This is a genomic window from Chitinophaga caseinilytica, from assembly GCF_038396765.1.
Classification (GTDB): Bacteria; Bacteroidota; Bacteroidia; order Chitinophagales; family Chitinophagaceae; genus Chitinophaga; species Chitinophaga caseinilytica.
On record NZ_CP150096.1, the window covers coordinates 2,110,473 to 2,126,170 of the forward strand.

12 protein-coding genes are annotated in these 15,698 nt (G+C 58.0%); all 12 read left to right on the plus strand.

What is annotated here, in order from left to right; genetic code table 11:
- Positions 1-4 precede the first annotated feature (4 nt).
- The 12 genes from WJU22_RS08960 (at position 5) to WJU22_RS09015 (ending at position 15,653) form a co-directional block, all read left to right on the plus strand.
- Positions 5-898, plus strand: a complete 894-nt coding sequence (locus WJU22_RS08960) for a DUF1338 domain-containing protein (RefSeq protein ID WP_341842899.1) — start codon at positions 5-7, stop codon at positions 896-898.
- Positions 898-2,421, plus strand: a complete 1,524-nt coding sequence (locus WJU22_RS08965; protein ID WP_341842900.1) for an aldehyde dehydrogenase family protein — start codon at positions 898-900, stop codon at positions 2,419-2,421. The genes WJU22_RS08960 and WJU22_RS08965 overlap by 1 nt, the downstream gene beginning before the upstream one ends.
- Positions 2,422-2,652: 231 nt before the next feature.
- Positions 2,653-3,360, plus strand: coding sequence for an RNA ligase family protein (locus tag WJU22_RS08970; protein ID WP_341842901.1), 708 nt, complete (start codon positions 2,653-2,655; stop codon positions 3,358-3,360).
- The gene (locus WJU22_RS08975; protein ID WP_341842902.1) at positions 3,344-4,462 is read left to right on the plus strand and encodes an AAA family ATPase; all 1,119 of its coding nucleotides are present in this window, start codon (positions 3,344-3,346) and stop codon (positions 4,460-4,462) included. The genes WJU22_RS08970 and WJU22_RS08975 overlap by 17 nt, the downstream gene beginning before the upstream one ends.
- Before the next feature lie 323 nt (positions 4,463-4,785).
- Complete coding sequence (locus WJU22_RS08980; RefSeq protein WP_341842903.1) at positions 4,786-5,154, plus strand: hypothetical protein; 369 nt, start codon at positions 4,786-4,788, stop codon at positions 5,152-5,154.
- Positions 5,155-5,306: 152 nt separating this feature from the next.
- Positions 5,307-6,662: an AraC family transcriptional regulator ligand-binding domain-containing protein gene (locus WJU22_RS08985; protein WP_341842904.1), complete on the plus strand. Its 1,356-nt coding sequence runs from the start codon at positions 5,307-5,309 to the stop codon at positions 6,660-6,662.
- A gap of 123 nt (positions 6,663-6,785) precedes the next feature.
- The gene (locus WJU22_RS08990) at positions 6,786-7,382 is read left to right on the plus strand and encodes a sigma-70 family RNA polymerase sigma factor (protein WP_341842905.1); all 597 of its coding nucleotides are present in this window, start codon (positions 6,786-6,788) and stop codon (positions 7,380-7,382) included.
- 66 nt (positions 7,383-7,448) lie between these two features.
- Positions 7,449-8,609: a FecR family protein gene (locus WJU22_RS08995; RefSeq protein WP_341842906.1), complete on the plus strand. Its 1,161-nt coding sequence runs from the start codon at positions 7,449-7,451 to the stop codon at positions 8,607-8,609.
- 105 nt (positions 8,610-8,714) lie between these two features.
- Positions 8,715-12,083, plus strand: a complete 3,369-nt coding sequence (locus tag WJU22_RS09000; protein ID WP_341842907.1) for a TonB-dependent receptor — start codon at positions 8,715-8,717, stop codon at positions 12,081-12,083.
- A gap of 21 nt (positions 12,084-12,104) precedes the next feature.
- Positions 12,105-13,391, plus strand: coding sequence for a RagB/SusD family nutrient uptake outer membrane protein (locus tag WJU22_RS09005; protein ID WP_341842908.1), 1,287 nt, complete (start codon positions 12,105-12,107; stop codon positions 13,389-13,391).
- 18 nt (positions 13,392-13,409) lie between these two features.
- Positions 13,410-14,321, plus strand: a complete 912-nt coding sequence (locus WJU22_RS09010; RefSeq protein WP_341842909.1) for a phosphodiester glycosidase family protein — start codon at positions 13,410-13,412, stop codon at positions 14,319-14,321.
- Positions 14,322-14,339: 18 nt separating this feature from the next.
- Positions 14,340-15,653, plus strand: coding sequence for an IPT/TIG domain-containing protein (locus WJU22_RS09015; RefSeq protein ID WP_341842910.1), 1,314 nt, complete (start codon positions 14,340-14,342; stop codon positions 15,651-15,653).
- The last annotated feature ends 45 nt before the right edge of the window (positions 15,654-15,698 follow it).

Below are 15,698 nucleotides of genomic sequence, written 5' to 3' on the forward strand. Positions count from 1 at the left end.
CAACATGCAAACCCTCCAGCTCATCCTCGACGGCCTCATGCGCCGCTATCGGGAACGTGTTCCGGATGTGGATAAAGTTATATCCGCCATGATCGCCGAAGGCATTATCCGCCACGGCAACGAAATCGAGAACGATCATATCGCTTTCCGCACGATGGGCGTGCCGAATCTGGGGATACAGTCGCTCGAAAGGATCTTCCTCCACCACGGCTACACCCGCCGCGATTATTACCATTTCGCGGAAAAGAAACTCAACGCTTACTGGTACGCTCCGCCCGATCCCGCACTGCCGCGCATTTTCATCAGTGAACTGCGGGTGGGCGATCTGTCCGAGCGCGTGCAGCAAATCATTCATAGCTATACGAACGAGGTAACCGCCGACCCGGTGCTTTCCCTCGATCTGGACAGCGCTTCCGCCGTCGATGAATTCCTCCACAGCGGCCTCTGGCGCCTGCCTTCGCTGGAAGATTTCCGTGCGCTGGCGGCGGAAAGCGAGTACGCGTCCTGGGCGATCTACAATCGCTATTACCTGAACCATTTTACCATCAGCGTGCATAATCTGCCGGAAGGGTATAACGACATCGGCCGGTTCAACGCATTCCTGGAAAAGCACGGGCTCGTGCTGAACGATTCCGGCGGGAAGTACAAGGAAAGTCCCGATGGACTGCTCCTCCAAAGTTCTACCGTAGCCGGTATGATCGACGCGGAATTCGCGAACGGGGAAACGGCCCGGATCGCGGGATCGTACGTGGAATTCGCCGAGCGCAGGGTGTTGCCGGCTTTCGCGCACCTGTCCACTTCCGAAATACAAAGGGTGCACCGGCGCGAGGGGTTCGAAGCCGCCAACGCCAACCGGATCTTCGAAAGCACCTATTCTTCACAAACCAATAAACACTAATGGACTTTTTACAGGAAACAGGGATATTGACGCGGCAGTCGGGCGTAAGCACCGGCACCAAATGGCAAGCGGGCGAAGGGGCCGATATCGCTTCGCATTCGCCGGTAGACGGTAAGCTCATCGCCACGGTAACCGGCGCATCGGCGGCGGAATATGAATACCTGGTGAAAACGGCGGAAGCCGCCTTCCGCAAGTGGCGCGAAGTGCCAGCGCCCCGCCGCGGCGAAATCGTGCGGCAGATCGGGGATGCGCTGCGCGAGAAGAAGCAGGCGCTGGGAAGGCTGGTCAGCTATGAAATGGGGAAAAGTCTGCAGGAAGGTTTGGGAGAAGTGCAGGAGATGATCGACATCTGCGAATTCGCGGTGGGATTGAGCCGCCAGTTATATGGCCTCACCATGCACAGCGAGCGCCCGCAGCACCGCATGTACGAGCAATGGCATCCGCTGGGGATCGTGGGGATTATTTCCGCGTTCAACTTCCCGGTGGCGGTCTGGAGCTGGAACGCGGCGCTTGCCTGGGTTTGCGGCGATGTGTGCATCTGGAAGCCCAGCGAAAAAACACCGCTGTCGGCCGTTGCCTGCCAACGCATCGTAGCAGAGGTATTCGAGAGGAACGACGTCCCCGAAGGCGTGAGCTGCCTCCTTTCCGGCGGCCGCGAAGCCGGTATGTGGATGTCGGCAGACGGGCGCGTGCCCCTCGTATCCGCCACCGGCTCCTCCAGGATGGGGCAATCCGTTGCCGCCACCGTGGCCGGGCGCTTCGGCCGGAGCCTGCTGGAACTGGGCGGCAACAACGCGGTCATCATTTCCAAAGACGCAGACCTCGACATGGCGCTCATCGGCACCGTATTCGGCGCTGCCGGCACCGCAGGCCAGCGTTGCACCACCACCCGGCGGCTCATCGTCCACAAAGATGTATACGAACGCTTCCGCGAAAAACTCGTCAAAGCCTACGGCCAACTGCGCATCGGCAACCCGCTCGACGAACAGTATCACGTGGGCCCGCTGATCGACAAAGCCGCCGTGGAAACCTACCTTCAGGCCATCACAGCCTGCAGGGAACAGGGCGGCCGGTTCATCGTGGAAGGCGGAGTATTGGAAGGCGCCGGCTTCGAAAGCGGCTGCTACGTGAAGCCCTGCATCGCCGAAGTGCGGCCCGATTTTCCCATCGTGCAAACCGAAACCTTCGCACCTATTCTATATATCATGCCGTTCTCCACGATCGATGAAGCGATCGAGATACAGAACAACGTGCCGCAGGGATTGTCGTCTGCCATCATGACGCTCAATCTTCGCGAAGCGGAACAATTCCTTTCCTGCGCCGGCAGCGACTGCGGTATCGCCAACGTCAACATCGGCACGAGCGGCGCCGAGATCGGCGGGGCGTTCGGGGGCGAAAAGGAAACGGGCGGCGGCCGCGAAAGTGGCAGTGATGCCTGGAAGGCTTACATGCGCCGCCAGACCAGCACCATTAATTATGGAAAGAAGCTGCCGCTGGCACAGGGCATCAAATTCGATATTTAAAGATGAATCATAACTGTAACAACACAGCCTGCGGTCTTCCGGCCGCGGGCTTTTTATTTTCAGCATAGCCAATTGACGAACGCAATTCGTCGGACGGTGATTTAACGTAACTTTGCATCCAATCGCAAACGATACAAGCCTTGCGCCATGTAATTGCTCCCACATATTGAACCTTGACAAGGCGCCCGCCCGGGCGCCAGGAACCTTATTGCTGGAAGTAAAACTACAAACATGGCTATTTCATCAAAATACGGCCGTACCTATCATTACCCGTTTTCGCCCGGCACCAGCAGCGACGATCGTATCAATTACGATTACTGGCAGCACATCAGCGCCATTCCTGAACTGGTACATACCGAAAAGCTCGACGGGGAAAACAATTGTCTTTCGCGGTACGGCGTTTTCGCCCGGTCGCACGCGGCACCTGCAGTTTCTCCGTGGACGGAGAGCCTGCGCCGGTTTTGGCAGCTGGTGAAGCGCGACCTCGGGCCGCTGGAGATCTTCCTCGAAAATCTCTATGCCGTTCATTCCATCGAATACCGCCGCCTCGATCATCATTTTTATGTGTTCGCAGTGCGGGAGGAAGATAGATGGCTGAGTTGGGAAGAAACGAAATTTTACGCCCGCCTGCTCGATTTGCCGGTGGTGCCTGAAATCAGCATTCCCCGGATCACGGCCCGGGACGCTTACGAAAAAGCGATCCTTTCCGCAGCTGGCGGCGCCGGTGCTTTTTGTCCGCACGATGCGGCTACCGGCCGCCCCGCTACGATGGAAGGGATCGTGACGCGCAACGCCGGCGGATATACGACCGGTGAATTCGCGGAGAATGTTTTTAAATATGTAAGAAAAGGGCATGTGCAGACAGGCGTCCACTGGACGAAAACCTGGAAGCGCGCAGCCCTTCAAAATGAAGGAGGTAATTATGTGGACCCTCAGTAACAACAAATCCTGGGAACATCTCGAACAAACGTTCGCCTGGGTGCGCGATATGGCCGCAACGCCCCAGGACCCCGCGCACCACGCCGAAGGCGATGTGGCTGTGCATACACGCATGGTGCTGGAGGCGCTTTGCGCAGACGCGGCTTTCATGGAGTTGCCGCCGCAGGAGCAGGAAGTGCTCTGGGCGGCGGCGCTGCTGCACGACGTGGAGAAACGCAGTACGACTATTATAGATGCGGACGGAAGCATTTCCTCGCCCGGCCATGCACGCAAAGGCGCGCTCACGGCCCGCAATATCCTCTACCGCGACATCCCCGCACCGTTCGCCATCCGCGAGCAGGTGGTGGCGCTGGTACGATATCATGGTTTCCCGCTTTGGGCCCTGGAGCGCCCGGACCCCGTGAAGGAACTGGTGAAAGTAAGCCTGGAAGCGGATACCCGGCTGCTGGCGATCCTCGCCCGGGCCGATGTGATGGGCCGAATCTGTGGCGACCGCGACGAATTGCTGTACCGGATCGATTGCTTCGAGGCCTTTTGCCAGGAGCAGGGATGCTGGGGCACGTCGCGGGAGTTTGCCACGCCCCACGCGCGGATGCATTACCTGCTCGGCGAAAACGCGCATCCGGATTATGTTCCGTTCAATACGCCCATCGCGGAAGTAGTGGTGATGAGCGGTTTGCCGGGGGCGGGAAAGGATACCTTCATCCGGAAGCACTTCCCGGAACTACCGCTCGTATCGCTGGACGGGCTTCGCAACGAAATGGACGTAGCGCCGACGGACGCGGCCGGCAACGGTCGCGTAATACAGGCGGCGAAGGAGCGGGCGCGGGCTTTCCTGCGGCGGGGCGAGGGTTTTGTCTGGAACGCCACCAACACCACGCGGCAGATGCGGACGCAATTGCTGGAGCTGTTCTATAGTTATGGTGCGCAGGTGCGGATCGTGTATGTGGAAGTGCCGTGGCGGCAGCTCGCCCGTCAGAACGGAAGCCGCGATGCCGTGGTGCCCGCGCTGGTATTGGAAAAGCTCGCGGCGAAGCTGGAAGTTCCCGCGGCCTGGGAGGCCCACCTGGTCACCTGGTTTTCCGCTGATCCGGCTATTTGACTGGTAGGAATGTCCGATTCCGGGCGCGGATCGTCCGGTTTTAAAAAACGGCGTATAGCCAAAACCAGTTAGCCCTAAGCCGGTTTTGAAGGCTTTTTGGCCCGGAAGCCCGTCGAATCGACGGGCTTTTCCGTTGAAACGCTCTGCTGTAAAGGGTTTGATGCGAATTTGGCGCTTTGTCCGATTTGTACAAAATCGGACACTTGGGGTGTTTTCATTTGCCGCTCATCCGCTGATAACTATTCGTTTTAGGATGTTTAAAACCGTTCATACTTTTGAATCATCAAACAAACAACAACGTTAATCACATAAAAATTACTCACATGAAAACTTTCATCGCCATTCTTGCCTCAGTAATCGTTTCTTTCGGTGCTTCCACAGCCAACGCCGCTACGCCCGGTACCGACATCATGTATAAAGCTGCCTACAGCATCATGGGAGAGAAGTCTTATTATGACGCTTCCGGCAACCTGCTCGCCACTTCCCGCTTCGTGACCGACGCTTCGCTGCCGCTGCCCGCGATCAAAAAGCTGATGAAAAAATGCCCCGACCACCAGATCCGCTACATCCGCGAGTTCCAGGCCGAAGGTATCAACACCTACATCATCACCCTGGAAAACAAAACCGGTTTTAAAGTAGTGCGCTACGCAGAAAATACGCTCACGATCCTGCAAAAGCTCGATAAGAACTGATCCGTTCAACGCCCGCCATTCTGATTTTTGTTCGTCGCCCGGAAGCAATGCGCTTCCGGGCGCGGGCTTTTAAGAAAAGATTGCCTATTTTTATTGCATTGCAGCATACGTATTCCCTGGAAGCAGCTAAAATTTCCAAATCCAAATAATGCATGGACACGCAGGTAACCACCGTTGAGGCGTTGAACATCCTCCTGATTTACTGCGAAAAGCTCGGGTGGCCGGTAGACCAGATCGTCCGCGATTCGGGGATCGATCCGGAAACGCTGGAGGTTTTCCAGCACCCGGTTACTTTGCGGATGTTGTCCGGTTTTTTTGAATCGGCGGTGCGCGTTACCGGCGATCCGCATATCGGGTTGCACATCGGCCATGTCTCGAACCTCGACGCATTGGGGATCGTGGGGCAATTATACCGTTACAGCAAAAACGTGCGGGAAGGGATGTTCCGCATCCAGCGTTACCTTCCCATCCTCCATACCGTTTTCGATTTCGACCTCGTGGAAAGTGACGACGCGGCCCGCGTGATCATGACGCCCCGGCACCATATGCCCGAAGCCGCGTTCGTTTCCCGGCAGTTCGTGGAACTGGCCATGGCCTATTGCAAACACGGCACGCAGTACGCTTCGCAGATAGATTTGCTGCCGTTCGAAGTACATTTTTCCTGGAAGCTGTCGCCGGAAGAAGAACAATATTACGCGACCATTTTCAACTGCCCGGTTTTCGGCGGCCGCGAATATACCCAATTGCTGTATCGCCGCGGCGATGCCGATATCCCGAACTTTTTCTACAACCCGGTTTTGCTGAAGGCGTTGGAAGCCGGTGCGGAAGCGGGGATGGAAATGGGCCCCTGGTCCAGCAACGATCTCCAGAAGGCATTGCTCATCATGAACGTGGAAGAAAAGGAGCGGAGCCGCATCGCCAGGAGCCTTCACGACGGCGTTTGCGGCACCCTGGCCGCGGTGCGCCTGCATCTCGGCGCCCTGCAAAACCAACTGCCGGCCCAGCAACAGGCGGATTTCCTGCAAACCCTCGCCCTGCTCGACGAAGCCGCCCGCGAAGTCCGCAAAACCGCCCACAGCCTCATGCCGGAAACACTGCAACATTACGGCCTCCACGAAGCGCTGGATACGCATTGCCGCAACCTCGCGCCCTGCTGCCCCGCGCAGATCAATTATTACAGTTTCGGCAACACTTTCCGGTTCGATCCCGGTGCGGAGCTGACGGTGTACCGCATCGCGCAGGAACTGATACAAAACGCCGTGAAACATGCACAGGCAACGAGCATCATCGTACAACTACAATTCGCCGCGCCCGATATTTCGCTGACGATCGAAGACGACGGCATCGGGTTTTCGGCAGACCGGATGCGCCCCGGCTCTGGGCTCGACATCCTCCGCCAAAACGTATCCGGCCTCGGCGGCACCATCGAATGGGACGGCCGCACGGGCGCCGGCACCGCCGTAACGCTGGTAATCCCTTCCCTGCAGCCGCACCTCGTCCGCGAGTAGTGCGATTTGTATTATTTTATTATTAATTTGCCGGCAGGCCTTATGACCGATCAACCAAAAGCCTAAAATTTGCGCGCCGAACCGGGCCATGTTCCGGCATCATTACAATTAAACGGGGTTCGCATGACCTGGAAGGAGTCTGATGAAATATTATGGGTAGACGCTCTGCGCAACAACAGCACCGAAGCTTTCGATGCGCTGTACCGTGCGTATTTCCCGTCTGTGTACGCCAATATCTGCCGGCTGGTGCGCGAGCCTTCCGCCGCGCAGGACATTGTCCAGGAAGTATTCATCCGCCTCTGGGAGAAGCGCCATCAGCTGAAACCCGGCCAGCCCGCAGGCAACTGGCTGTTCGTAGTGAGTTACAACCGCTCCGTTTCCTGGCTGCGGAAAGACCTTCGCGAAAAATTGCGCGTAGAAGGCCTGGAATCCCTGACCGACCTGCCCGGCGAGCCCGGATGGGACCATACCTCCCTGCAGCTGGAAATGCTGGAAAAAGCCATCGAACAGTTGCCGCCGCAACGGAAAAAAGTGTTTTTGCTATGTAAGGTACAGGGCCGCACCTATGCCGAGGCGGCTTCGGAACTGCAGATTTCCCACTATACCGTGAAGGAACATATCCAGAAAGCCAGCCAGTTCATCCGCGAATACGTGCGGCTGCAACCGGAATGGCAGGCCCTGGCGCTGGGGGCGCCACTCGTAGCACATCTGCTGGGCTAAAAAAATATTTCTTCCCCCAACCCCCTTTTTTCAATTTCCGCGTATTTACTATAAACCTGACCGCCTTTGGAGGATCCATTACAATATCTTCGGGAGCTGCTCGCCAAACCGGACTGGACGGACGATGAACGCCGCTGGTTGCTGCATTACCTGGAACATACGCCCGCAACGGAACTGAAAACGCTGTTGCTGGAAGCGTTCCGCGAAAGGAACATCCCCGCGTACGATCCCGCATTGCAGGAATCCCTGCTGGCCGGTATCCACGCCCGGATGCAGCCGGCAACGACCGTTCGCCGGATGGGCTGGTGGCGCGCTGCCGCGGCCGTTGGCGGGATAGCGGTGCTCCTGGCGGGAGGGGCGGTGTTGATGCGCCAGTCGCAGCCTATGAAACCGGTCGCCAAAGCGGATGTGCATATTCCGGAGGAAGTGAACGGCAACATCGCGCCGGGCGGCAACAAAGCCCGGCTGGTATTGCGCAACGGGAAGACCGTGGTGCTCGACCAAACCGCCGACGGACATATCGGCGAAGGCAATGTGGAAAAGAAAGATGCGGAATTGCTGTATGCATCGGAGGAAGGAAGCGGTGGAGGAAGCAATACGCTCATCACGCCGCGCGGCGGGCAATACCGCGTTCGGCTGTCTGACGGCACGAAGGTCTGGCTCAACGCCGCCAGCCGGCTGGAGTACCCGGTGGCGTTCGGCGGAAAGGAAAGACTGGTTTCCCTCACCGGAGAAGCCTATTTCGAAGTGGCGGCGGATGTGCAGCGGCCGTTTTTTGTGATGGTGGACGGGATGAAAGTGCAGGTACTGGGAACGAAGTTTAACGTTAACGCATATACGGAAGAAAAGCAATTCACGACCGCTTTGCTCGAAGGCGCGGTGCGGGTGACGGGCGGCGGCCGGCAGGTGACGCTCAGGCCGGGCCAGGAGTCTGCCTTCTCGCCCAAATCCGGATCGCTGAAGCAATATGACGGCGATATGGAAAGCGCGGTGGCCTGGAAGAACGGTATCATCACTTTCCGGAACGACGAACTGTCTGCCGTTATGCGCGACCTGGGCCGGTGGTACGATGTGGACGTCGCCTACGAACCGGGGCTCGATAAGGAAATTCATGTAACGGGCGCCATGCGGAAACAGGAACACCTGGCCGAGGCGCTGAAAATTCTGGAATTGACGGCCGGCGTCCACTTTACGGTGGAAGGGCGCACGGTCAAAGTATCCCGATAAAATAGTTAAAAAGCTGGCCTGTGGCCGATCGGAGGGGACGCCTTCCGTGCTGCCCATGCCATGCCCGGAAGCATACTTTAGCATTATTAAAACACACGACTTGTTATGAAGAAACGCATGAATCCCGCGGCGCAGACCGGTGGCGCGGGCATCCGGAGGCGGAAGGCCCCTCCGGCCCTGCACCTTTTGCTACTGCTGGCGCTGTTTGCCGGAATGCGGTCTGTAGCGGCCGTTCGCGTGCAAGACATTCCGCTGAACGTCCAGGTGCGCGACGCCGGCCTGGAAACCATCATCAAGATCATCCGCCAGCAAAGCGATTACCTTTTTATTTTCAAAGACGAGAACCTCGCGCGCCTCAACAGCCGCATCACCCTGCAAATGCAGAACGCATCGATCCGGGAAGTGATGGACAAATGCCTCGACGGGTCGCCGCTCACGTACCGCATCGTCGATAAAACCGTCATCCTCATGAGCCGCGACGAGCCGGCGAAAGCCGCCGTGAAACTGGCAGGTGTGGTGACCGACGCCGACAGCAGGGAACCTTTGCCCGGGGTGTCCGTAGCCCTGAAAGGCGCACCCGGCGGAACGGTAACCGATGCCAACGGGCGCTTCGCCGTGCAGAACGCAGACCTTCCGGCCACGCTGGTATTCACCTTCATCGGCTACACTTCCAAAACCATAACCGTTACGGACGATAATCCCGTGCAGGTTTTCCTCCAGCGCGAAACCCGCAACATCCAGCAGGTAGTGGTGGTGGGATATGGCTCCCAAAAGAAGACGGAGCTCACCGGTTCCATCAGCACTTTCCGGCCCGACGAACTGAACGCGCGGCCGGTATTGGGGCCCGACCAAATGTTGCAGGGGCGCATGCCGGGCGTGAACATCTCTTCCGCTTCGGGGATGCCCGGGTCAGGCCTGCGCGTGAGCGTACGCGGAACGGGATCGCTGAGCGCCAGCAACGAGCCGCTGTACGTGATCGACGGTGTGCCCATCATTCCGCACGACGCCGGAATGTTCAATTTCGGTGGACGGATGAACCCGCTCTCGCAGTTGAACCCGCAAGACATCGCCTCCGTGGAAGTGCTGAAAGATGCCGCATCGGCCGCCATTTACGGTTCCCGCGCCACCAACGGCGTAGTGCTCATCACCACCAAAAGCGGAAAGAAAGGCACCGGCCAGCTGAGCCTCAACGCGTGGACGGGCATGTCGGAAGTGATGAACCTGCACAAGATCAAAATGGCGGATTCGAAATTGTACCTCGAAGTCGCCAACGAAGCGATCGATAATTACAACAAACAATACGGCTACGAACCCGGCAACAGCAAATTCATCCAGGGCATCGACCATCCCTATCCCGGATTGCCCGATACCGACTGGATGGACCTGGTGCTGCGGAAAGCCTGGTCGCAGAACGTAGACCTGTCCGTTTCCGGCGGCAACGATAAAACCACGTATTACATTTCGGGCGGTTTCCTCAACCAGCAGGGCACCATCATCCATAACGACCTGAAAAAATACACGGGCCGCATCAACCTTGCCAGCGAGCCCCTCAGCTGGCTGCGCACCGGTGTGAACCTGAGCTTCAGCTTCTCAGACAACAACCGCGTGCCCGGCTCCAACCTCGGCTCCACCGTGATGGGGCGCAGCTTGCCGCAACGGCCGTTCGACCGGCCCTACAAGCCCGATGGCTCCTATTATGTGGGAGGCACTTCCGACCTGGTGTACCACAATCCCATCCAGATCCTGAAAGAAGAAGTGGCGCAATTGCAGAGCTATCGTATGATCGGCAATGCCTTCGCGGAACTGCGGCTCCTGCCCGGCCTGACGTACAAAACGTCCTTCGGCACGGATCTCGGTCTTACCAACGATTACGTGTACTACAACGCCAAACATCCCTACGGAACGGGCAACGGGCGGATCGCGGATAACCGCCGCTGGATGACGAACATCCTCCTCGAAAATACCCTTACCTATTCCAAACTTTTCGGTCAGCTGAAGCTGGACGTGCTCGGCGGACATTCGTTCCAGCGGGTGATGACGTCTACCAGCGGCATCGACGGCAACGGTTTCCCCGCGCCTTCGTTCGACGTGCTCGATGCGGCTTCCGTTATCAACAGCGCTACTACCAACCTGTATGGAAACGCGATGGAATCTTATTTCGGGCGTGCGAACGTAGCGTTCCGGGAGCGGTATTTGCTGGGCGCTTCCATCAGGACCGACGGGTCGTCACGCTTTTCGCCGGAAAACCGTTACGGATATTTCCCTTCCGTTTCGGCGGGATGGCAGGTGTCTAAAGAGCCGTGGTGGCAGATGCCCGCTACCGACCTGAAACTGCGTATGAGCTACGGCGCTACCGGCAACCAGGAAGGCGTAAGCAACTACGCGTACCAGGCTTTGACCGGCGGCGGATTTAACTACGACGGTAAAAGCGGGATCGCCATCACCGGGTTCGGCAACAATGCCCTCACCTGGGAAAAGGCCAACCAGTTCGATGCCGGCGTGGAAATTGCCCTGTGGAAAGGTGCGCTCAACTTCACGGTGGATTACTTCGTGAAAAACACGACGAACCTCCTGTACAACATGCCCATCCACGCTACATCCGGCTTCACCAGCATCACGAGCAATATCGGTTCCATGCGCAATAATGGCCTGGAAGTCGCCGTGAGCGCCAATTACCGGTTTGGCGACCTGCAATGGCAGTCGGATTTCAACATCTCCTTCATCCGCAACCGCATCACTTCCCTCATCGGCAATACCGACCTGCTTTCCGTCGGCAACAACCGCGGCCTGCAGGTAGGGAAAGATATCGGCAGCATCTGGGTATATAGAATGCTCGGCATTTTCCAGGACGATAAGGAAGTGCCCGAACCGCAGTACAAGACCGGTGTTCGCGCGGGCGACGTGCATTACGAAGACCTCAACGGCGACGGCGTCATCGATATCAACGACCGCCAGGTGGTGGGCAGCTCCAATCCCGACTTCTTCGGCGGATGGAACAATACTTTCCGCTACAAAAATTTCGACCTGACGGTTTTCCTCAACTATACCTACGGCGGCGATGTGTATGCCACGTCGCGCATTATGGTCGAAAGGCTGGGACAGAACGGGACGAACAATTTCAAACGCATCGCCGAATCCCGGTGGACGGGGCCGGGCACGAGCAATACCGTTCCCCGCGCGATCTACAACCAGGCGCATAACCTGGCGAACTCGTCGCGGTGGCTGGAAGACGGGAGTTTCCTGCGCGTGCGGACCGTTTCATTAGGGTACGAACTCCCGCAATCCTGGCTGCAACGTGCGCACATCAAGCGTTTGCGCGTGTACGCGCAGGCGGATAACCTGGCGCTGTGGACGAAATATTCCGGCCTCGATCCGGAAGTATCGTCCGACCTGGACCCGCGTTTCCTCGGGGAAGACAACCTCGTGCTGCCGCAGCCGCGTTCTTTCAATTTCGGCATCAACCTGCATTTTTAAACAACCGAAGCAAACATCGTCATGAAAAGAATATTGATACCGGCACTGATCATGGGCAGCCTCGCGGTTGCATCCTGCAGCAAAATGCTGGACGTGAAATCGCATTCGGCGGTAGCCACCAATTCATTGTCGGAAGCCGACGTGGAAGCCTTTTTGACAGGCGTGTACAACAGGGTGCAGAACGCGCCCGGATCGGAGTCGTACATTTCGTTCGACATCGTGGGCGGCAACCTCATCAACTCCGGCGCTACCAGCGACGGGGGGCTGAATACTTTTATCAGCAACGTGCTGCGGCCCGAGAACGGGCTCATGTCCGCCGCCTGGAACGGGTATTATTCCTCGCTGTACCAGGTGAACAACCTGCTGGAAACCCTTGGCCGGATGAGCCCTTCCGCCCGCAAAACTGAAATTGAAGGGATCGTGCACTTCTTCCGCGGGCTCATCTATTACAACCTCGTTACCCGCTGGGGCGGCGTGCCGGTGCTGGAAAAAAATACTTCCGAAAAAGTAACGCGCAACACCGAAGCGCAAACCTGGGCGTTCATCGAAAAGGAACTGGAAATCGCTATCGCGCAAGCGCCGGCGTATACTTCCGGCGGCTATTACAAAGTGACCAACATGGGCGCAAAGGCGCTGATGGCGCGGGTGAAATTGGCACAAGGCAAGAAACCGGAAGCGGCGGCGCTGGCGGAGGAAGTGATCGGCAGCGGATCGTTTGCGCTGGACGCATTCGAAAAGATCTTCCGCGCCACGGCCAATACTGAGGAAATATTTTCCTTCAGGAACCTGACCATCGAATCCTCGATCCGGGTGAGCACGCTTTTCTACACCTACGCCCACAGCGTGAAAGGCAGCTACGTGTACCGGCCCACGCAGGAAACGATGGATATGTTTTCGGCGGACGACAAGCGTACCGCCATGTCTGTGGAAACTTTCCAGGGATTGCGCGTCATCAATAAGTATCCCAGCGGCCAGTCGGGCACCGACCCCATCGTGGTGGCCCGCCTGGGAGAAATGTACCTGATCAGCGCGGAAGCGCAGGGGCTCGCGGGGCTGGGGAGGCTCAACGAGCTGCGCGCCGCGCGTGGACTGACTCCCGTTAACCCTTCCGGCGAAGCCGCCTACCTCGATGCCGTGTTGCTGGAGCGGAGGAAGGAATTGCTGGGCGAAGGGTTCAGGTGGTACGATCTCGTGCGCACCGGGAAAGCAGTGGCTACGCTCGGGATCATGGACCGGGAAGTGAAATATCCCCTGCCCATGAACGAGCTGGCACTCAACGGCAACCTCGAACAAAACGACGATTACTAATCCTGAAACATGATTTTTATGCTGAATAAATATAAAATGGTGTGGGCGATGACGCTGGCATACGCCCTGCTCATCGGCTGCAAGAAAGACGAAGCCGCGGCACAGGCGCCGGTTACCTTGAAAAGCCCCCTCACCCAGCGCCTCCTCGACAGCGCCGGCGTCATGGCGCAGGTGTTCAGCGATACGCTGTTCGAAGTGAGCCCCGGTATTAAGGAAACCGACATTCACTACCTTTCCCGCGAAGGCTATTCCATGCGCGCGTTCATCCTGGAGGTCGACGTCAACCATCCGAACATCCTCCTGCAGGCGGGAACGCCGTACAACGCCACGGCCTACGCCATGCAAACCGTTCCCGACATAGCGAAGTACATGGAAAAACCCGACTACCGCGTGATGGCGGCGGTGAACGCAGACTTCTTCAACACGTCTACCGGCGAACCGCGCGGCATTTACGTGAAAGACGGGAAAGTCCTCAAAACCACCTGGGCCAACGCGCGCAGCGCAACGTTCATCGGCGTGCTGAAAAACGGGAAACCCTACATCGGCGACCGCGACGATTTCGTGGCGAAGCAAAATGACCTGGAAGACGCCCTGGGCGGTGGCCCCATGCTGGTGCGCAACAATCAGATACTCACGCAAACCGACCTTTCCGTGGAGCCCCGCACCGGCGTGGGCATGAACGAACAGGGGAAAATGTACTTCATCGTGGTGGACGGCCGCAGTTTCTACTATTCCAACGGTTGCACGATCACGCAACTGGGCCAGATGCTCAAAGCCTGCGGCTCCACGATCGCCGTGAACGTAGATGGCGGCGGCAGCAGCACGTTCATGATCAAACATCCATTGGCCGACGTCTGGCAGGTACGCAACCGCCCCAGCGACGGCACCAACCGCGCAGTCGGTAACGCCTGGATGATCATTTCACGATAACCCGAATCCCATTTCAGCATGAAAAAATTATTGACATACATCCTGCTGCCTGCATTCGCATTGCTGGCGGCCTGTAATAAGGACGACGATGCGGAAAAGCCGGCAACGCCTGCGATCACGGCGGTTTATCCTTCGGCTGGCCTCCCGAATATGATCATCACGATCAAAGGGAAAAATTTCAGTACGGTCCGCGGAGACAATAAAGTACAATTCAACGGCAAAGCCGCTATCGTGATAGAAGCGTCGGAAACGGCGCTGCAGGTAGTGACGCCGGCCGATGGCACCACCGGCCCGGTAACCGTTGCCACTCCGAAGGGTTCCGCGACCGGCGGCACTTTCACCTATCTTCCCCCGCTGGAAGAATACACGGTAACCACGCTCGCCGGAGATGGAACGGCCGGTTCGGTGGACGGGCCCATCGCTGGTTCGCTGTTCAAAACGGTGCAGGGCGTAGCGATCGGGGCAGATGGCTCCATCATCGTGACCGACCGTGGCAACAATCGCATCCGCCGGATCAAGGCGGGCAACGTGACGCCCATCGCAGGCGCTACCACTGCCGGTTACACGGAAGGCACGGGCGCAGCGGCGCGGTTCCGCCTGCCCTGGCGCGCCGTGGAAGATGCGCAGGGGAACATTTTCGTGGCCGACCGCGATAACCACGCCATCCGCAAGATCACACCGGCGGGCGTTGTGAGCACCGTGGCCGGAACGGGCACCGCCGGATTCGCGGACGGCCCCGTGGCAACGGCGCAGTTCAACCAGCCGCTGGATATTGTGGTAGATGCGGCCGGGAACCTCTACGTGGCCGATAACCTGAATCACCGCATCCGGAAGATCGGCGCCGACGGACAGGTAACCACCCTCGCGGGTAACGGTTCCGCCGGTTTCGCGAACGGTACCGGTTTGGCCGCGCAGTTCCGCAATCCCAGCGGTTTGGAGCTGGACAAAGACGGGAATATCTTGGTGGCAGACAGGTTGAACCATCGCATCCGTAAAGTGACGCAGGCTGGAGCAACCACCACCGTGGCGGGAGATGGTAACTCCGGTTACCTCGACGGCGATGCTGCCGGCGCGCGCTTCGCCGATCCGTATGGCATTACGGTAGACGCGGCGGGCAATATCTTCGTGGCAGACCTGAACAATCACAAGATCAGGAAGGTGTCTGTGGATGGAAAAGTAGTGTCCATCGCAGGAGGGGCGCGCGGTTTCGCCGACGGGCTCGGTGCGGGCGCGCAGCTCAATTCACCCACCGATGTGTGCGTAGACCGCGACGGCAACGTGTACGTGGCCGACCAGGCAAATCATGCTATCCGTAAACTGACGAGAAAATAGAACGTTACTGTCTTATCCCTATTTGTAACCGCGTGGGCCCAGGTC